The organism is Proteus mirabilis HI4320 (genome assembly GCF_000069965.1).
GTDB classification, from domain to species: Bacteria; Pseudomonadota; Gammaproteobacteria; order Enterobacterales; family Enterobacteriaceae; genus Proteus; species Proteus mirabilis.
On record NC_010554.1, the window covers coordinates 4043144 to 4063606 of the forward strand.

16 protein-coding genes are annotated in these 20463 nt (G+C 41.1%); 6 read left to right on the forward strand and 10 right to left on the reverse strand.

The features are described 5' to 3' along the window. Positions 1–14 precede the first annotated feature (14 nt). The 5 genes from PMI_RS18430 to PMI_RS18450 form a co-directional block, all read right to left on the reverse strand. Entirely contained in the window at positions 15–2813 is a 2799-nt protein-coding gene (locus PMI_RS18430; RefSeq protein WP_012368853.1) for a M16 family metallopeptidase, read from the reverse strand. Continuing rightward, positions 2803–4512: an ABC transporter ATP-binding protein/permease gene (locus tag PMI_RS18435; protein WP_004252657.1), complete on the reverse strand. Its 1710-nt coding sequence runs from the start codon at positions 4510–4512 to the stop codon at positions 2803–2805. The genes PMI_RS18430 and PMI_RS18435 overlap by 11 nt, the downstream gene beginning before the upstream one ends. Before the next feature lie 62 nt (positions 4513–4574). Next, positions 4575–7325: a TonB-dependent receptor gene (locus PMI_RS18440; RefSeq protein ID WP_012368854.1), complete on the reverse strand. Its 2751-nt coding sequence runs from the start codon at positions 7323–7325 to the stop codon at positions 4575–4577. A 103-nt stretch (positions 7326–7428) separates the two neighbouring features. Beyond that, entirely contained in the window at positions 7429–8442 is a 1014-nt protein-coding gene (locus tag PMI_RS18445) for a FecR family protein (protein ID WP_012368855.1), read from the reverse strand. Beyond that, the gene (locus PMI_RS18450; RefSeq protein ID WP_004248947.1) at positions 8432–8980 is read right to left on the reverse strand and encodes an RNA polymerase sigma factor; all 549 of its coding nucleotides are present in this window, start codon (positions 8978–8980) and stop codon (positions 8432–8434) included. The genes PMI_RS18445 and PMI_RS18450 overlap by 11 nt, the downstream gene beginning before the upstream one ends. A gap of 171 nt (positions 8981–9151) precedes the next feature. Between PMI_RS18450 and PMI_RS18455 the strand changes: the two genes are divergently transcribed. Then, complete coding sequence (locus tag PMI_RS18455) at positions 9152–9943, forward strand: energy transducer TonB (protein WP_004245235.1); 792 nt, start codon at positions 9152–9154, stop codon at positions 9941–9943. 68 nt (positions 9944–10011) lie between these two features. On the opposite strand, the gene PMI_RS18460 is transcribed toward PMI_RS18455, so the two are convergent. Then, the gene (locus PMI_RS18460; protein ID WP_012368856.1) at positions 10012–11220 is read right to left on the reverse strand and encodes an RNA-guided endonuclease InsQ/TnpB family protein; all 1209 of its coding nucleotides are present in this window, start codon (positions 11218–11220) and stop codon (positions 10012–10014) included. A gap of 22 nt (positions 11221–11242) precedes the next feature. On the opposite strand from PMI_RS18460, the gene tnpA reads away from it, so the two are divergent. Beyond that, positions 11243–11659 (forward strand): IS200/IS605 family transposase, encoded by a 417-nt coding sequence (tnpA, locus tag PMI_RS18465; protein ID WP_012368857.1) that lies wholly within the window; start codon positions 11243–11245, stop codon positions 11657–11659. 128 nt (positions 11660–11787) lie between these two features. On the opposite strand, the gene ettA is transcribed toward tnpA, so the two are convergent. Then, on the reverse strand, positions 11788–13455 hold the full coding sequence (gene ettA / locus PMI_RS18470) for an energy-dependent translational throttle protein EttA (RefSeq protein ID WP_004248950.1): 1668 nt from the start codon (positions 13453–13455) through the stop codon (positions 11788–11790). A gap of 341 nt (positions 13456–13796) precedes the next feature. Between ettA and sltY the strand changes: the two genes are divergently transcribed. Together sltY and trpR are read left to right on the forward strand one after the other, a co-directional pair. Beyond that, a complete protein-coding gene (sltY, locus tag PMI_RS18475) occupies positions 13797–15716 on the forward strand; it encodes a murein transglycosylase (protein WP_012368858.1) in 1920 nt (639 codons plus the stop codon). A gap of 101 nt (positions 15717–15817) precedes the next feature. After that, on the forward strand, positions 15818–16129 hold the full coding sequence (trpR, locus tag PMI_RS18480; RefSeq protein WP_004248952.1) for a trp operon repressor: 312 nt from the start codon (positions 15818–15820) through the stop codon (positions 16127–16129). Positions 16130–16218: 89 nt separating this feature from the next. On the opposite strand, the gene yjjX is transcribed toward trpR, so the two are convergent. Next, entirely contained in the window at positions 16219–16758 is a 540-nt protein-coding gene (yjjX, locus tag PMI_RS18485) for an inosine/xanthosine triphosphatase (RefSeq protein ID WP_004248953.1), read from the reverse strand. A 51-nt stretch (positions 16759–16809) separates the two neighbouring features. On the opposite strand from yjjX, the gene gpmB reads away from it, so the two are divergent. Then, complete coding sequence (gpmB, locus tag PMI_RS18490) at positions 16810–17457, forward strand: 2,3-diphosphoglycerate-dependent phosphoglycerate mutase GpmB (protein ID WP_004245229.1); 648 nt, start codon at positions 16810–16812, stop codon at positions 17455–17457. A gap of 43 nt (positions 17458–17500) precedes the next feature. On the opposite strand, the gene robA is transcribed toward gpmB, so the two are convergent. Next, positions 17501–18403: an MDR efflux pump AcrAB transcriptional activator RobA gene (gene robA / locus PMI_RS18495; RefSeq protein WP_012368859.1), complete on the reverse strand. Its 903-nt coding sequence runs from the start codon at positions 18401–18403 to the stop codon at positions 17501–17503. Between the two features lie 201 nt (positions 18404–18604). Here robA and creA point away from each other — a divergent pair, with 201 nt between their 5' ends. Then, positions 18605–19081 (forward strand): protein CreA, encoded by a 477-nt coding sequence (gene creA / locus PMI_RS18500; RefSeq protein ID WP_004248955.1) that lies wholly within the window; start codon positions 18605–18607, stop codon positions 19079–19081. A gap of 183 nt (positions 19082–19264) precedes the next feature. Here the strand turns inward: creA and arcA are convergent, their stop codons facing one another. Further along, complete coding sequence (gene arcA, locus PMI_RS18505; RefSeq protein ID WP_004245226.1) at positions 19265–19981, reverse strand: two-component system response regulator ArcA; 717 nt, start codon at positions 19979–19981, stop codon at positions 19265–19267. Positions 19982–20463: the final 482 nt, after the last annotated feature.

Consider the following 20463-nt stretch of genomic DNA (forward strand, 5'->3'; position numbering starts at 1 on the left):
TGATAAATAGAAATTTATTGCTTTGTTGGCGGTGTTAGTTTGAAGATTTTTTCATTTTCACCCAACCACTGACGAGCAACTTGATTAACATCACTGACACTTATTCCGTTGACAATCGCAGTCTCAGTTAATAGTCGTTGATATTGTTGGTCATCTGTTGCCACTTGAGCAAGTGCATCAGTCCAATAGCTAGCACTCTCTTTGGCTTGCCCATATTCAGTTAACCAAATATTTTTTGCCTCTTGTAATTCTTTATCGGTAATACCCGCTTGTTTTACGTCATTGACCACTTTACGCGCAAGTGCAATTAATTCATCTGCCCGCTGTGGTGATGCGGTAAAGTTTAAACGTCCGGTATAAAAACTACTTGGCAGCTTGGTTAGTGACTCAGAAAAGCCTAGCGAGTAGATCCCGCCCGCTCGTTCACGAAGATTAAGTCTTAAACGTTGGCTGACAACGGTATCAAGCAAGTTAAGTGCTAACAGTTGCTGTTGTGACCATTGGGCTTTGGCTGCGTATTGAATACTGATCATACTCTTATCGCTACTGGCAATAGGGTAGGTTTTATTAAATGAGCTTAATTTGGGATTAATCGCCGGATCAGCCCAAAATAGACGTTGCGATGAACGTGTCGGCAGCGTTGCTATCCAACGTTCGATCATCGGTTTGGCCTGATTTAGGTTAATAGGCCCACTAATCACCAATACCATATCGGCAGGCTGTCCTAGAAGTGATTGATTCGTTTGTTGTAATTGTTGTGCGGTAAACTGTTGCCAAGGGCCTTGTGGCGAAATTACTAAGCGCTCACCGTTTTGATAGCTCTCTTTATTAATATGATCTAAGAAAATACGTTCAACTGGTGTTTTGGCGATCCCTAATGCCGTTGCTTGTTTTTGTTGCTCTAATTTTTGCCCATTAAATTGTGGTGCTGTCACTTTTAAATGCAATAAGGCCAACAAGGTGTCTAACTCATCAATAGGCGCTTCGCCACGCAAGCCGTGGAATAACAACTCACTGTATGGACGCAAACTGATTTGATGCTGTTTACTAAATAACGCTAACTCTCTTGCGTTGTAATGCCCATATCCACTCACTTCTGGTAAGTTTAATGCCCACTGAACCAAGCCTAAACTTTGTCCTGTTTCCAGAGAAACACCTCCGGGAATACGCAGTGATACTTGGATATTGTCTTTTAGCCACTGGTCATTTTTAATAATAACTTTTACGTTATTGCTCAGTGTCCACAGCTGTGTTTTTTCAATCGGAAGTGTTTGTGTGGTGACAACAGTACCGGTTTGCTCAGGTTTAATATCTAATACCACCGCATGGGTTTTCAATGTAAACGCACCGGGATCAGATTGTCTAATCTCTTGCCAGCGTTGCGAGGCTTTAGTGGCACTAAATACCTGACTATCACTATCTGGGCCGATAATTGCCACTCGTGGTGAAGCTTGTGTTAGGTATTGGGCAAAATAGTGTTTTAAGGTATCAGGTGTAACGTTATTTATTAGTTGATAACTTAAGTTTAACGCCTGCTTTTTGCTTTGGATTGGCATTTCTAATTCAAGTGCCGTAGTAATTTGGTTAGCTAAATAACCATGCTCATAGCGCTCTTCACCAGCAGCTTGTTGGCTAAGACGTTTTAACAGCGCATTGCGGGCATTATCTAACTCTTGCTGAGATACTGGCTGTGAGGCTAAACGCTGTACTTCAGTAAATAGAATATCTAATGTACCTTGATAATCATCCCCTTTAGGATGGGCAATCATCAATTGTTGTGAGCGACGGGCATCTAACATCGCACCTTGTGTATTGGCACTGACGGAAGGCACTAACCCATTATCAACAATGGTTGAAAAGCGCTGGTTTAAGATGGAGAGCCACAACGAGTCCATTAAATCATCATATTGACCTTGGCGACTATTTAATGGTGCAGGCAGTGTACGCTGTAGAGTGAATTGCACAATGCGTGAGCCTTGCTCTTTATCAAAAATCGTCTTTACTAATAAATCTTTATTGTCGATAAAGCGGTGCCATGATGGAGAGTCAACGCCTTTGTTTTCACTATTTTTTGCATTGAACATCTGGGTAATATCAGCAATCGCATCACCTTGATTAAAATTACCCACTAACACCAATGCCATTCTTTCAGGCTGATACCAAGTATCGTAATAACGTTTTGCTTCTTTGACATCACCATGCTTAACGATATCTAAGTCCCCAATGGGATCACGATCTAGATAACGACTGCCATAATAACGTAACTCTTCAAGTTGGCGATTAATACGAAAACCAATACCTTGGCGTAATCGCCACTCCTCGACGATCACCGGACGCTCTTTATCAAACTCAACGGGATCAAATGTCATGCCAAAGGCCCAATCGGATAAGATCCTCAACCCTGTTTTTATTTGGGTCGGATTGGCATTAGGCAGGGATAATTTATAGGTTGTTGAGTTTAAGCTCGTTGCCGCATTAACATGACTCCCCAACTTCATTCCTAGGCTTTCAAGCTGTTTAAACCCAGTTGTTCCCGGAAAATGAGTCGTGCCTTTAAAGGCCATATGCTCGGTAAAGTGGGCAAAGCCAAGTTGTTTTTCATCTTCTTGTACCGAGCCACTTTTCACCAGTAAACGCATTTCAACCCCCGTTTGTGGGCGTTGTAGCAAATAGACATTTAAGCCATTATCAAGCGTAAAATGGCGAATATCGGGGCGCAGTGAAAGGGCATTATTGGTATGCTCAGACGAGTTGCCTGTTGCACAACCCAGAAGTGATAAACTGACTGAGATAATCAGTAACTTACGATACATATTCAGTAACTCCAGCTGATTGAGAGGAGGACGCAGTCGGCGCTTGTAATGAAATTACTTGCTCGGCAATAGCGTGAGTGAAACGCTGATGACTGACTAAGACAATGCCCGAGGTTGGTAGATGCTGTTTAAGTAATAACAACATATGTAGGGCATTTTGTTCATCAAGAGCGGATGTGGTTTCATCTAATAAAATAAGATCGGGTTTATTGAGTAATAAACGGGCAAAGATAAGACGTTGTTGTTCACCACCGGATAAGCGTGTTGTCCAATCTGTTTCCAGTGAAAGCTGATTTTTTATTTTATCTAGCCCCACCCAATGAAGCACTTCTTGGTACTCTTGTTGTGAGAACTGAGATGCTTGGCAAGGATAAGCCAATAAGCTATCTAAGCGGGCAACAGGCAGATACATACGTTGTGGGAGCCAACTGATATTGGTTACCCGTTGAATATCTCCTTTAAAATAAGGCCAGTGGCCGCTTAACGCACGTAACAGTGTTGATTTCCCGATACCTGAGCTACCTTCAATTACCGCCAATTCACCCGCTTTGAGAGAAAAGTGAATATTGTTAATTAATAATCTATCGTCTTGCATAAATAGCGATAAATTGGCTGTCAGCTTAGTTTGTTTATCATCTAACTCGGTGATCTCAGGTTGGTGATCATGCTCTAACAACACCACAAAATGATAAAGACGGGTAACCGTTGCCTGCCATGCGGCAATCTCTTTATAGGAGAAAATAAACCAGCTTAATGCCCCAGCAACACTGGAGAAGGCTTGTCGTAACTGCATTAATCCCCCTAGCATTAATTCGCCGGCGAGGAATTTTGGCAAAGCAAAAATAATTGGCGCCATTGCCGTGGCTTGCTGATAACCCACAGTAAAGAAAGCAAGGTTTCTTTCATAACGGATAAGGTTATTCCAGTTGCGGATCACCCCTAAAAAGCGTCCCATCAGTTCATGACGATCGCTCATTTCACCCCGTTGACCAGCAATAGCATCACCATGTTGTTTACGTGTGATAAGCGCAGTACGGTAATCTGCCTCTTTACGCTGTTTATCCATATTGATTTTACGTAATGGAGAACCAATGAGCTGGGTGATGGTGATCCCGATAAGGGTATAAATAATACAGGCCCAGAACATATAACCCGGTATATTCCACTCTTTGCCTGCTAAAGAGAAAGAGAGCGCACCAGAGAGTGACCATAAAATAGTGGCAAAAGAGATAAGCGTTAACAGTGAATGTAAAAAGGTCACTGTTAAGCGCATTGTCGATTCAATTAGTAAACGAATATCTTCGGCAATTCGTTGGTCGGGGTTGTCTGGCTCTTGCGAGGTTAACCGCAACATATAGTGTTTACTATTTTTTGATAGCCAGCGCTCAAGCACTTGCTCTGTCATACCTTCACGCCAGCGAATGATCATTTTTTGGCGTAAGAAATCACCCATCACGACTACGGTAATTAATCCGGCAATAATAATCACAAACTGTTGAAGCAGTTTATATAAGGCTTGCCCATCGAGTTGTTGTAGGGCGTTATAGAAGCTGCCATTCCATTCATTCATTTTGACGTTAAACCAAACGGATGAGAGGGTTAACGTTAAAGAGAGAATTAATAGGAACCAGCAGTAAAGGGCGGTACGCCGCCCCCAAAAAGGTGAAACCAAATAGAAAAATTGTTTTATTGTTTTCATTGCTTATTTGTCATGTTTTTATTGTTTATTGACTCGGTTGCTCACATTAACTTCATCAATTTTTAATAGTCATAGCTGACTTGTAGCCAGAACTGTCGACCTGGCTCGTAAGATTTGTACTCTTTATCTTGATAGGTAATGTAATCATTGACATTTTTGGTATTGAGTACGTTATTCACTTCAACGGAAATACCTACACCGTAAGCAAATTCAGGCTGCCAACTGAGCTTGGTATCCCAAGTAAAACGACTACTGTAATGACGTTTTTTATATTCAAATAGCGGGCCGTACTCACTTGGTTTTGGCGCACCATTATTGGCTTTCTCTGCTTGTGAACGAGCTCCATTCCATTGCAAACGGTTAAACCAAGTCACTCCTACATCATCCCAAACACTGGTTAGCTCAGCGGTCACTTTTAACGGCGAGTTAAAGTTGTCAGAAGGTAAGTCTTTGGCATTGATTATTTTTCCGCCATACCACACCTTGTCATAGTTCATCCCTTGAACGCTGGGATCAAAATTGGCATAACCTGAGTCTTTTGGCGTATTGGTTTTGCTTTTTTGCCAGCTAATCGAAGCATTAAAGACGTGATCGGCTTTAGCAAGCTCCCATGGTTGGCTATTTCTCACGGAGAGCGTTAAGGTATCGTGTGTACTACGACCATTATTATTGAAGTGGCGAATAGCACGTTTTTCATCAATGGTTGAGTCTGGATATTTAGTATCACTACGCACCTCATCACGACCATTGCGATGCACATACTGTAAACGCCAAGTGGTTGAGGCTATCTCTTGTTGTAGACCTAAAGTGAATTCATCGTTATAAGGGGTTTTTAGTGAATCAACACCATCAAAGTCGGTACGATTAGTCCACTTTTCCTCCGATGTTTGACAGTCAAAATAGCAGTGTTGTAAACCGGCATTTTGCGCACCATAAAGGGCGTAAGTGAGCATTGAACGTCCATAGTAACGGTTTACCCCACCAATAATTAAAGTATTACCTGTGCCCCAAATATCGTAAGTAGCACTTAAACGAGGTGAGAGGTTGTTTTTTTGTACAAAATCATCACGATCTAAACGTACACCGGGACGTAAGGTGAGGCGTTTATATTGAATATTATCGTCAATAAAAAATGAATAATTGGTATAAGACGCATTATGGGTACCCGCTAGAAAACGCGTCGTTTGTGATAAGCTTCCCATCCATTCATCATTGACCGTCATGCCGCGATAGGTATAGTTGTAATAGGTTTTATCACGAATATAAGCGCCTTTGGTGCGGCTAATTTCAAATCCGGTGGTGGGGCGATGAGTGACGGTACCCCACACGATAGGATCAAAACGCATAATACTCTTGGCGCTATAGGTTTCTTGTTTACTACGCAGATCACCTTGACCACCACTGGAGACTTGATTAGGGTGTTGCCAATCAGTGTAATCTTCTACTTTGATAAAGTAGTCTTGATCATTGGTGCGTTTATCTTCCAGATTTTGATAACCTGCGGTTAACTCTAAGGTTCCTAGCGCAAGTTGATGCTTATAAAGGGCGGTAAAACTGAGTCCATTATGTTCATTATCATAACCGGAGTTATACACAGAGCTGGAGAACAGATAGCTCTTATAGCGGGCAATATTACTTGATAGATCAAAAGATTGTTTATCAGAGATATTCCAAGAATATTTGATAAAGTAGTTATCTGAAGTACGCGTTTGATCACGATAATGTGGGCTTTGTAATACATGCTCTAATTCGCCTTCAGGGGTGTGAACAATACCCCCTTCAGCACTTATCATCATCGGAATGGTTGATTCCCGACGAGAAGCTGAGAAAATTAATCCTGTATTTTCCGTTAAACCTGTTTCAAACCAACCGCCATAGTTTTGTTTATCATATTTTTTCTGGAAACGGGCTGGATTACTAAAATCATTATTTGCAGTATCAAATTTTAATTTGGGATCGGTGAAAATATTATTCCAGCTTGAACGGGTAGTACGGTAATAGGCATTGGCATGGGTTTCACCAGACCAACGACGACTTTGTACTTCAACTGTGCCTCCAGTAAATCCGCCAAATTCAACGGGAATATTGTTATCGTAAACGGTGACACTATCAATAAGTCGACTATCAAGATACATCCCTTGCTCATCACTGGTAATACGGGTATTGGTTTCACCATTGCCCGAATTGGCCGGATCAAAGTCATTATTAAAACTGACGCCATCAAGTTTATAGGCATTTTGATAGCTACTGGAGCCATGAATAGAAATACGTGAGGGCTTAATTTCACCTTGGTTCATCGAGTTGCTATCGTTATTTGCAAATTGAACCGCAGGATTACTTTTAAGTAAGTCGGTGACATTGCCATCGCCAGTATTACGTTGCTTTATCTCTTCCGCGGTGATGTATTGTGGTGCTGAAACAACATCTGTAGCAGGATGATAACTGCTTCCTATCCCTGTGACTTTAACTTCAGGGATCACAATCGTACTGCTCGTTGCTAATGGACGAATAACAAAGCCATTTCCCTGTGAAATAATTTCCATACCACTACCGATTAACACCTTTTGTAATGCGGTATGGGTTTCATATTGACCAGAGAGTGCAGGAGCCCGTAAGTTTTTTATTGCGTTGGCATCAAACAGAATTTGTACCTGACCTTGTTTAGCAATAGTGTTTAAAGAATCAGCTAAAGATTGCTCTGGTAAAGAGACTGATAGCGTTGCCGCATAACTATAAGGGGCTGCCACGGTAGCCGTTATTAATAATGTGAGTAGCGACCTTTTTAGGGGCCTTTTTTTATTATGTATTCTCATTTCACCAATCCCATTCATAGACTTAATAATTTTTGTTACTAAGTAAGAGGGTGAAATGAGAATTATCCTCACCTGTAAAAAAGAATATTTTTCATGTTTATTTTTACTTATTGATAATTAACACATTATTTTTATCAGTAAAAATAACATTAACCGGTAAAAGTAGCGGAAGTGCAGTAATAAAGCTTTTCGCGTCATTAATATTTGCCACACCTGATACCTTTATTTTGGCTACATCGGCTGATGAGATATGAACGTTGATATCCAGATAAGGTTTTAATTTAGTGATCACGTCACCAAGTGGTTGTTCAAAGAAATGGAGTTGCCCAAAACGCCAGCTTCCTACAGAATCAGCATTGACTGAGGAAATGACAAATTGATTATCAGTTGATTGGCTAATTGCTTGAGAGCCAGCATATAGGTAAGTCGCAGGGGATTTTTCTGTGGCTTTAACTTCAACAATGCCCTCATGTACGGCGACACTAATTTGATTATTTTGATAACGACTCACTTCAAATTCAGTACCGACAACTTTAATTAATCGCTCATCAGCATGGACATAAAATGGCCGATAAGGATTGGGTTTTACTTTAAAATAAGCCTCACCTTTATCTAACCAAAGGCGTCTTTGGGTTTGGACATACGAGACGCGTACCTGTGTATTTCTATTTAAAAAAACTTTAGAGCCATCAGCGAGGGTCATCTCTTTAGGAAAATTGCTGGTGGCTAAGGTCATATTATCCATTAACAGGGCAGGTAAATGACTATAAGGAAGATATAACACAGCAACTAAACAGAGTGCGGCTGTAGTGTGAATAAAGGGGCGCCAGAGTGAAGATTTCCTTTTTTCTATAGGCACAATAGTAGGGCGTGGTAAGGCTTCACAACTATGCCAAATTTCCGCGATAGCTTGATAAGCTTGTTGATTATCTTTATCTGCTACCCACTGTTTAAAGGCTTGTCGTTGCTGTGAACTCATTTGCTGACTATGTTGACGGGTGAACCAAAGCGCAGCTTGTTCATCAATAGATTGCTGGCTTAATTGATCATGGGTATCTGCCAAAAGCGTTGCAGGCGCCTCATCTGTGTGAGGTTGATTTCCCGACTTACTCGTCATTGGTGCATTTCTCCTGTCCTGCATCGACATATCTTTTACAATGTAATAGTGCTGCGGCAATATGTTTCTCTACCATGCTTATCGAAATTTCCATTTGTTCTGCAATTTCGCTTTGTGATAATCCATCAAAGCGATAAAGAATAAAAGCTTCTCGACGGCGGGGAGGAAGAGTATCAATAGCTTGTGTCAGTAAATCTAAACGCTGTTGATGCTCAAGGACGTGCCCGGGATCAAGCTCTGTCGTATAGGTCTGTACCGCATCTTCTAATTGATAATCTTCTTGATAGATATTTTTTTGTTTTTGGTTTTTCCTCCAATGATCGATCAAAACGTGGTTCGCTATTTTAAATAAAAAAGCACGCTGCTCTTGGACAGGAGTTTGTTCTTTTCGATTTAGCCATAGTGTAAACACATCTTGAGACAAATCATCCGCATCATGGTGATTACCCGTGCGTTTTTGGAAAAAACGTACAAGCTGACCATAGGTTGATTGGTAGGCACAACTGATTTTTTGTGCTAATGATTTATCGCTAGTCATAGTCTCTGGTGTTTAAAAAAGAGTGAAATAATAAGCTCTTACTGCTTCTAATAAGGAATTTTTATAATCAATATTTAGCTAATTTTTTATTGTATTATTAATAATAAGCAATATCATTTGTGTTTGTATTATGCCTATAATTCATTAGAAAGAAAATCAGAGGCAAGAATTATGAGTAGTATGTCGGCGACTTTTCCACGCCGTTGGTCCTTTTCTATTGGTGGGTTAACTGCCAGTATTGTGTTTCATGTCACCTTGGTTGTTGTTGCTATAGGTTGGATAACGACGAAAGATGAGCAATATGCGGTTTTACCTCCAGCAATGACGATGCAAGTGGGGCTTTATCAATTGGCAAAAGCAGAACCTAAAGAGGTTCCTGTTGGGCCTGAACAGGTGATGTCAGTTCCAGAAGCTGCCGAGCCAGAGCCGATGAAAGAGCAACTTGATGTGCCTAAAATGCCTGTAGTCGAACAGGGAACTTATGAGCGAGTTGCGGAAAAGCCAAAGGTGAAACCCGTGGTTAAGCCTAAGCCTGTCGTGGTAAAAGTACCTGATGATCTTCCCGTTTCAGAAGCGCCAGCAGATACCACAACCGCCCCTTTATCAGGTGAAAACGCGACCAGTAGTGCCGATTTTACCAGTACCGCTTCATCATCTCGCAGTGGCCAAATGGGGTGGGAAAGTTTAGTCCATAGCCATATTGATATGTATAAACGTTACCCTCGTGCAGCATTACGTTTTAAAGCGACGGGAGTGACACAAGTTGAAATTTCGCTCAATGCAAAAGGTGAGTTATTAGATGTGAGTATACAAACCTCGTCTGGTAATCGTATCCTTGATAAAGAAGCGATTAACACTATTAAACGGGCATCGCCATTTCCGGCACCTGAAAGCCACCGTTTAGTTAACGGCTCTTTCTCATTTATTGCGCCCTTGAGCTTTGACTATCGGCAAAGTAGTTAATATCGTCATTGAATAGTGTAAGCCATTGACATCCTCCACGCCCTAAAGGACGTGGATCCCTACTGCGTTCAGACTGATGTCTGAATCACCTCGGCGGGTTCCTGCTTCAACGGGCGGTCTGACTGCACCCTCCCTCCACAGGCAAGCACGGCATGTCCTGCCGCTAAAATGTTACGTGCCCCGTTGATATCAGCATTCGCTGTATATCCACATTCAAGGCACTCGAATTGACTTTGTGACTGGCGGTTTTCCTTTGCTGTATGACCACAGCAAGCGCACTTCTGACTGGTGTAGGCTGGTGGTATTGCCACTACCTGACCACCTCGCCAGAGCTGCTTGTACTCAAGCTGACGGCGCATTTCATACCAGCCCTGCTCCAGTATTGCGCGGTTTAAACCAGATTTAGCTTTTACGTTCCGTCCATGCCGTTCTGTCGTACCTTTTGCCGATTTAGACATGTTACTGACCTTTAAGTCCTCAATGACAATCATTGCGTGGTTTTTGCTGATTTCGCTGGTGACTTTGTGAAGGTAGTCTTTCCTGATATTGGCAATATGAGAATGCAGACGTTGAATTTTGCGCTTTTGTTTTTGCCAGTTGGCACTGAATTTGATTTTACGGCTTAATTTCCGTTGAAGTCTTGCCAGCTTTCGCTGGTTTACTTTAAAACTGCTGACGGGCGGGTATACCGTACCGTCTGAAAGCGTGGCAAGTTTTGTAACGCCTGCATCAAGCCCGACTATTGAGGTTGATTCAGGTTGTGGTTCTGTCGCTTCATACTCAGTCTGAATGCTGACGTACCATTTACCGCATGACTGACTGACCGTGACGTTTCTCACTTCTCCGACGACTTCACGACTGTTGCGGTAGCGCATCCATCCCAACTTTGGCAATGATATACGACTATTGGATTGATCGAGCTTCACGCCCTGCGGGTAGCGAAAAGCATCACTTTTACCGCGTTTCTTGAATCGAGGAAAAGCGGTACGCTTCTGGAAAAAATTCTTGTAAGCCCGTTCCAAATCTTTAAGTGACTGTTGTAACGGTTGTGATGGGGCTTCCTTCAACCATTGTGTCTCTGTGTCAGATTTCCACTCAATGAGCCATGAAGCCATTTTTGTATAGGGAATGTATTTATTCCCTGCTTCGTAATTCTCATTCTGACGTGCTAATGCCCGATTGAAAACAAAACGACAAGCCCCTGCAAAGCGTCTCATCTCACGCTCTTGCTGACCATTGGGTCTTAACTGGAATTTAAAGGCTTGTAGACGTTTCATATTATCTATTATACTTTGGTCCATGAAAAATGAAACTAATATTCGCCGTGGCAGACATTGTGTATTCCTGATGCACGTCCATTTGGTCTTTGTCACAAAATACCGGCGAAAAATATTTGATCAGGATGCCATTGAAAAATTGCGAAGCTACTTTGCCAGTGTTTGTGCTGATTTTGATGTTGAACTGGTTGAAATGGATGGGGAACGGGATCACGTTCATTTACTGATTAATTACCCGCCAAAACTGGCGATATCTAATCTGGTTAACAGCCTTAAAGGGGTATCGAGTCGATTACTTCGACGTGATCGTCCTGATATTGCCCAACGTGATTACTACAAGGGGGTTCTTTGGTCGCCGAGTTATTTCGCGGGGAGTTGTGGTGGCGCAGCAATATCCATTATCCGCCAGTACATTGAGCAACAGGAAACACCGAGTTAGTTAAAAAACCGCGCCTTATATCCCCGACCTGAAGGACGGGGTTTTACGGTGCTTTGGATAAAACGTAAAGAGAGATAATAAAAAAGCAGAGGGTGAGCTCTGCTTTTTTGCGTTCAGCTAAATAATGATTACTTAGTGATGCGTTTATATTTCATGCGACGAGGTTGGATAGCTTCGTTACCTAATGTCCGTTTTTTATACTCTTCATATTCAGTAAAGTTACCTTCAAAGAATTCGACTTTACCTTCATCTTGATAATCGATGATATGAGTGGCGATACGGTCTAGGAACCAACGGTCATGGGAAATGACCATAGCACAACCTGGGAATTCTAATAGCGCATTTTCTAAGGCGCGTAGCGTTTCAACATCCAGATCATTGGTCGGTTCATCGAGCAGCAACATATTACCGCCGACTTGGAGAAGTTTCGCAAGGTGTAAACGTCCACGCTCACCTCCGGACAGTTCGCCAACGCGTTTACCTTGGTCAACGCCTTTAAAGTTAAAGCGGCCCACATAAGCGCGACTTGGGATTTCAAAGTTACCAATGCGCATAATATCTTGACCACCAGAAACTTCTTCCCAAACCGTTTTGCTGTCATCCATACTATCGCGGAACTGATCAACAGAGGCCAGTTTCACGGTCTCCCCTAAAGTCACGGTTCCTGAATCGGGTTGTTCTTGACCTGAGATCATACGGAACAGCGTTGATTTACCGGCACCATTTGGACCGATAATACCGACGATAGCGCCTTTAGGAATGGAGAAACTTAAATCATCAATCAGAACGCGATCACCATAAGATTTAGTGAGGTGACTCACTTCTAGCACTTTATCCCCTAAACGAGGTCCAGGTGGAATAAATAGCTCACTGGTTTCATTACGTTTTTGGTAATCAACGCTATTGAGTTCTTCAAAGCGAGCAAGACGAGCTTTACCTTTAGCCTGACGACCTTTAGGATTTTGGCGGATCCACTCAAGTTCTTTTTGAATTGATTTATGGCGAGCGGCTTCAGTGGCTGCTTCTTGTTCAAGACGCGCATCTTTTTGCTCTAACCAAGAGGAGTAGTTACCTTCCCACGGAATACCTTCACCGCGGTCAAGTTCTAAGATCCATCCTGCGACATTATCAAGGAAGTAACGGTCGTGGGTAATCGCCACAACAGTGCCTTCATAATCATGTAAGAAGCGTTCTAACCAAGCAACAGACTCAGCATCCAAGTGGTTAGTCGGTTCATCTAACAACAGCATATCTGGCTTTTCTAACAGTAAACGACAGATAGCCACACGGCGACGTTCACCACCAGAAAGATGTTCAATTTTGGCATCCCAATCTGGTAAACGTAGTGCTTCTGCTGCACGCTCTAATTGGTTATCAAGATTATGACCATCGTGAGATTGAATAATCGCTTCTAGCTGACCTTGCTCTTTTGCCAGTTGGTCAAAATCAGCATCAGGATCAGCATAAGCTGCATACACTTCATCAAGACGATTGAGTGCATTTTTGACTTCGCTTACCGCTTCTTCAACGGCTTCACGAACCGTTTGTTGTGGGTTTAATTTTGGCTCTTGTGGCAAGTAGCCAATTTTTAGACCCGGTTGTGGACGTGCTTCACCTTCGATATCGGTATCGATACCGGCCATGATACGCAGTAAGGTTGATTTACCGGCACCATTTAGACCAAGCACACCAATTTTCGCGCCCGGAAAGAAGCTGAGTGAGATGTTTTTAAGGATATGTCGCTTAGGGGGAACAACTTTCCCGACACGCAACATACTATAAACGTATTGAGCCACTATAATTACCCTTTGATTATAAAAGAGATTTTATCTGAAGTGTCAGTTTTTGCGTTAAACACAAAAGAATGTAAATAAGCAATGAATATATGACACCTAAATGAACAATAGTAAAGTCAATGTCAGTATTTTGCCAAAGACCCGAAAACGATGAAAGTCGCCAGTATACCCGATTTATAAAAGAAAACCTTAGGTAAAAGAGAGGTTTTTATCATCCTTGAGTGCTTGTTCGAAAAGTGAGGAAAATTTCATTTAAAGAGGGAACTAACATTGTTAATGATTATCATATTAGCTAATGTATTTATTCTTTGGATGTTTAAATTTGAGGTGGGAGAGGTAACGTGGTTAAGCAAAAGTGGTCCTTCGTCTTGGCAATTAGTACATTGTGTTTCTCTGCGTGGGCACAAGCAGATTCATTAAGTGAACAACGAACACGTTACCAAGAAATTAAAGCAGCTTGGGATGCTAAAGATACAGCACAAGTTGAAAAATTATTACCGACATTACAAGATTATCCTCTTTACCCCTATCTTGAATATCGCCAAATTACCGACAATCTTGATGTGGTCGCTCCGGCTGTGGTGACTGAATTTGTCGAAAAATATCCAACTTTGCCACCCGCGAAAGCACTACCTTCTTTGTTTGTTAATGAGTTAGCAAAACGTCAAGAGTGGCAAAACTTACTGACTTTTAGTCCTAATCCTCCTAAGCCTAAAGCAGCAAGGTGTAACTACTATTATGCTAAATGGGCGACAGGGGATAAACAAACGGCGTGGGTTGGTGCAAAAGAAGCGTGGTTAAACGGTACTTCTATGCCTTCAAGCTGTGATCCGCTATTTGATGAGTGGCAAAAAGCAGGAAATTTAAGCATTGAATTAGTGTTAGAGCGGATTAATTTAGCAATAAAAAGTGGTAATACTGGGTTAGCAACTTATTTAGCTAAGCGATTGCCGATGGATTATCAAACGATTAACGATGCCATTGTTGAACTACAAGATCACCCTAATCTGGTTGCTCGTTATGCCACACAACTTTCACCAACAGATTTTACGCGTAATATTGTACAAGCCGCATTTTCACGTTGGGCGCGAAAAGATGCCGATAGTGCAAGAGCACAGCTTGATAGTATTGCCAGAGCTCAAAAAATGACGACAGCTGAACGCCAATTAATGCGTGATACGGTCGCTTGGCAATATATGCCATATGCCACACCAGAGCAGGCTAAATGGCGTGATAGTGTGATACAAGATACCGCTTCAGATACCCTGCGTGAGCGTCGTGTGCGTTTAGCGTTAAGCCAAAATCAGCCCGCAGAATTAGCTTTATGGTTAGAAAGATTATCACCTGAAAGTAAAAATAAAGAGGAGTGGCGTTATTGGCGAGCGATGGTGTTGCAATCGCAAGGTAAAAACAGTGAAGCACAAGCGCTTTTACAAGAACTAACACAACATCGCGGTTTTTATCCTATGGTGGCGGCTGAAAAGCTAGGTAAACCTTATGTTATGGTAATAGACAAAGCGCCAAGTGTTTCACCCACAATTCCACAGCAACCTGAAGTGCAACGAGTACGCGAATTAATGTATTGGCAAATGGATAATTTAGCGCGTACTGAGTGGGCAAATTATGTTGCCACCCAGCCTGCTACCACACAATCTCAACTAGCGCGTTATGCTTTTGAGCAACAATGGGCTGACTTAGCAGTACAAGCAACGATTACTGGTAAAATGTGGAACCATTTAGAAGAGCGCTTCCCACTTGCATGGCAAAATGAATTTGAACGATATACGAAAGATAAAGCGATAGATCGCAATTATGCGATGGCGATCGCTCGCCAAGAAAGTGCATGGAACCCACAAGCTCGCTCTTCAGCTGGGGCAACGGGTCTTATGCAAGTGATGCCGAAAACCGCAGAGTTCACGGTAAAACAAGCAGGTATTACCGGGTATGCAAGTAGTGCGCAACTGACAGATCCGGTTAAAAATATTGAAATTGGTACCGCTTATCTTGATTCTGTTTATCAGCGTTTTAATCAAAACCGTATTTTATCTAGTGCAGCCTATAATGCAGGTCCTGCACGGGTTGACCGTTGGTTATCTGATGCTAATAGCCAACTAGATGCTATTGCTTTTATTGAGAGTATTCCTTTCGCAGAAACGCGTGGTTATGTCAAAAATGTACTCTCATTTGCGGTGTTTTATAGCTATTTTGCCGGAGAGCAACAACCGGTATTAACTCAAACTGAGTGGAATAGTCGTTATTAATGAGATAATTAAGCGATTTATTAATGGAACCTCTTTGTCACAGGATAAAATATGCTATAGTTTGTACTAGTTTATGAGTGTGGCTAGAAGAGGTTCCCACTATGCTAGATCCTGCATTATCACCAGAAGAGAATGAACACTGGGTACGTTTTGTTGAGTTATTACGCCAAGCGTTTGAACAGGGAGTTGAATTTCCTGTTTTACAACTTTTAATGACGCCAGATGAGCGCAGTGCATTAGCAACAAGAGTGCGTATTGTTCAAGAATTAATGCGTGGGGAATTAAGTCAGCGAGAGCTAAAAGAGCTATTAGGGGTTGGCATCGCCACTATTACCAGAGGTTCTAATAGCTTAAAAACAGCACCCCATGATGTGAAATTATGGCTTGAAAAAGAGCTTATGATAAAAAAATAATCGCCTATTCGTTAGAAATAAAAATGCCATTTAATCAGTTGGTTAAATGGCATTTTTTTTAAATAGCGACAAGAGAACTATTTAATCACTCATTCATCATCTTTTTTGTTAAGTTGTTTATAAATATCATGGGTGACGGGCACTAAAGCTAATACAATCGCTTGTTGGTAAACAGAAGTGCGACTTAATAAACCATCAGTAAAATAACCAATAGCGCCACCTTTTTGCTTAATATTATCAATCTTGGTTAAAAATGCCATTTCATCGCCAAGTTCACGACCTTCACGAACACCTTTTAAGATCTGTTCCGGTAGCATTAAACTGGCTGAGCGAGATTCACCGCGAATTTGCTCGTGTTCGATAACAATCCAAGCAAAGGTCATATCGTCTTCAATACCCGCTTCAACACCTACCCAAAAGTCAGCTTCTGGACGTACTTGTCTTGCGGCCATCACACGTTGGCGTGCGCCAGTTCTCGTTTCTGTATTTCCAATAGGTTGCTGTGGAACGCGGCTATCGACATTAATATCTTCAATATCAAAGGTATCTTTACCGAACACTTGCTCAAAGGCGAGTTTGATCGCGTTGATTTTTGCTGGATTCGTAGTGGCTGCAATGACATGATACATAATGAGTTAATCATCCTTTGAAAAATTAGAGCAGTATAACGGAAAAAATGTATGTTACAGGTCTATCTTGTTCGCCACGGTGAAACTGAGTGGAACGTGGCGAGACGTATACAAGGGCAATCTGATAGCCCACTAACAGCAATGGGTGTGCGACAGGCACAACAAGTTGCTGAAAGAGTAAAATCAGCAGGTATTACCCACATAATTTCTAGTGATCTTGGCCGGACTTGTCAGACGGCAGAGATTATTGCACAAGCTTGTCGCTGTGACGTAATCACGGATCCCCGTTTGCGTGAACTTGATATGGGCGTTCTTGAACAGCGAGAGATCGCCACATTAAATACACAAGAAGAAGCTTGGCGCAAGAGTTTAATTGATGGTACACCTGATGGACGAATTCCCCAAGGAGAATCCATGGTGGAATTAGCTAATCGTATGCAGGCTGCTTTAAACAGTTGCTTGGCGTTACCAGAGCATAGCCGTCCTTTACTGGTGAGTCACGGTATTGCATTAGGTTGCCTGCTAAGTACTGTGTTAGGCCTACCAGCTTACGCTGAACGACGTTTAAGACTACGTAACTGTTCAATTTCACGAGTGGACTATCAAAACAGTCCTTGGCTCGCTAATGGATGGGTAATCGAAACAGCAGGGGATGTGAGTCATCTTACTGATATCGCTCTTGATGAAGTACAGCGTTAATGACAATAACAGACTCTCTTCGCTGTAAAAGAGAGTCTTATTGTTAGGCCGTTTCGCGTTTAATGGGAATATAATACTCAAAACGCTTAATATGATCTTGTGGCTCGGCGGTCATCACATTGTCATAGTGCACTTCTTTAAGATAATACTTTTCAATATCATGTCCTTTACGGCGAGTAAGCCCCATGGTTGGCAAGCAAACACCATAAATTAAGAATAAAAATTCCTGCATGGCGCCTCGTTTTGCCTCTCCCTCGAAGTCAAAGCGAATATAATCGCCAGCCTCCAATATGACTTCATAAGCAGTATCATCTTCTACAAAACTCGCATAAGCAGGCTCAACGGCGGTGGTGTAGATAACACGCTGTTCATCTTCATGCTCATCACTGTGTTGTGTATGGTGCAAACCATAAACCTCATGAGGGATAGTGTTTACCTTAGTAATATAATTTTGCCAAAATGTCTGACGCATATCGGAACAAGCATTGGCCCATTGTTCTAGTGTATGGCTACAAGTTTGTTCAATACCAATCAATTTTATCTCCGGTAATTGCACATATTCCCATTTAGGCAAAGGCTGAGGATCTAATTTTATTGGAGGACAAATACCTACAGCACACCACTCATCAGAACGGCGATATAGGGCTGGAGTTCTATCAAACTGCTTTTTAAAGGCGCGAGTAAATGTTTGTTGAGAATCAAAACGATATTGTAAAGCGATATCTAAGATAGGACGACTTGTTAAACGCAATGCCACAGCCGCGCGAGATAGACGCCTCGAACGAATATAAGAACCAATCGCCTGCCCTGTTACTTCTTTAAACATGCGTTGTAGGTGCCACTTAGAGTAACCCGCTTTAGTTGCGACATTATCGAGGGATAGTGGCTGATCCAGATTATTGTCAAGCCAAGCGAGTAAATCACGTATGATGTTGGTTTGATCCATACATCTCCCTTAGTCATATTCGTTTATTTATGCTGTAGATGGTAAATAGCCTGAACGTCTATAACAAGTTATATTGTTAGATAAAGATGAAATATAGTCTTTTTCAATGAGTCATGTATACAAATTATTCTACCAGTTAACAAAAGTTTGCTTTATCCTAGACAAAATCATTCTTTCTTCTTTTTATGGAATAAATTTAATATGTTTAATTTCAAAAAGATACTCGCACTTTCTATCTTGCTTCCTATGTCAATAATGGTGAAAGCTGAAGAAATTGGTTATGTCGATACGGTTTTTAAGTTTTTTGGTGCCAATCATAAAATTGTCATTGAAGCTTTTGATGATCCTGAAGTCAAAAATGTCACTTGCTATTTAAGCCGTGCTAAAACAGGGGGCATTTCCGGTAGTTTAGGGCTTGCTGAAGATACCGCCGATGCGGCTATTTCTTGCCAACAAGTAGGGCCAATCGAATTAAGCGAAAAAGTCTTAAAAGGTAAAAATCGTGGTGATGTTGTTTTTCAAAAAAGAACGTCACTAGTCTTTAAAAAGCTACAAGTGGTGCGTTTTTACGATAAAAACCGCCATGCACTGATATATCTTACTTACTCTGATAAGGTTATCGATGGCTCACCGAAAAATGCCATTAGTGCAGTACCCATCATGCCATGGAAAGAGTAATTTTTTTAATTAATTAACAAAATTAATAAGATTAAGTGTAAGAAATTTTTTTAGTTGATAAATTAGTTTCTATTTAAAATAGTCGCTAAGATCAATTTTTATCTTTTATGCTTTAATAAAGAAAAACCCCGAAACTGAAATCCGGGGTTTTTAGCATTATTTTTTACTAGGGTAACACTGATATCACTCGTCTAAATCACCACAGAAACGATAACCTTCACCATGGATAGTAGCGATAATCTCAGGTGTATCAGGGGTTGATTCAAAGTGTTTACGAATACGACGAATGGTAACGTCTACAGTACGATCATGAGGTTTTAATTCACGACCCGTCATTTTTTTCAGTAATTCTGCACGAGTTTGGATTTTTCCTGGGTTTTCGCAGAAATGTAACATCGCACGAAACTCACTACGAGGTAATTTATACTGTTCACCTGTAGGGCTAATAAGAGAGCGACTATTAATATCTAGCTCCCAACCATTAAATTTATAGCTTTCAACTAAACGACGCTCTTCTGTGCCATTCGCTAAATTCATAGTGCGTGACAATAAGTTACGAGCACGGATAGTTAATTCACGAGGATTAAATGGTTTAGTGATGTAATCATCGGCACCAATTTCAAGGCCTAAGATTTTATCAACTTCATTATCACGACCTGTTAGGAACATTAATGCAACACTTACCTGTTCACGTAATTCACGGGCTAATAGAAGACCGTTTTTACCAGGAAGATTAATATCCATAATAACCAGATTGATATCATGGTCGGACAGAATATTATGCATCTCGTTGCCATCAGTGGCTTCGTGTACGATATACCCTTCAGCTTCGAATATGCTTTTCAGGGTATTACGAGTAACTACTTCATCTTCAACAATCAGAATGTGCGGGGTTTGCATATTTGCTACCTAAAATTACCAAAAATAGAAAAAGGATATCTGTGTGTAACTTCTGTGTGTGCAAGGTGTGTGGTTATTCATTTTTGTTATTAGCACGCCAAAATTAGACCCAGATGAAAATTCGATAAATAACCATCACGTTATTAATTACAAACATGACCTATTTTACTGACAATGGACGTTAAAATCAGAATGTAAAATGCCCATAGTCTATTAACAGCAATATAACACCTGTTGTATTAAATACCATCTAAAAAGCTAACTTTTGTTGACACATATCAAAATCAAGATAACAGCTTAACCTTGATTTCAATAGTTAACTATATAATTTGATTTATGTAATGCAAAAGAAAAATATATGTTAAATATAGTGAGATTTTATCTTTTTACCAGTTTTGTTACAAAAAAAGAAGTGAAATAAAATACCTTATTATTTGTAAAAGTACAAATGTCTAAGTAACTCTTAAATGGTAGCGTTATTT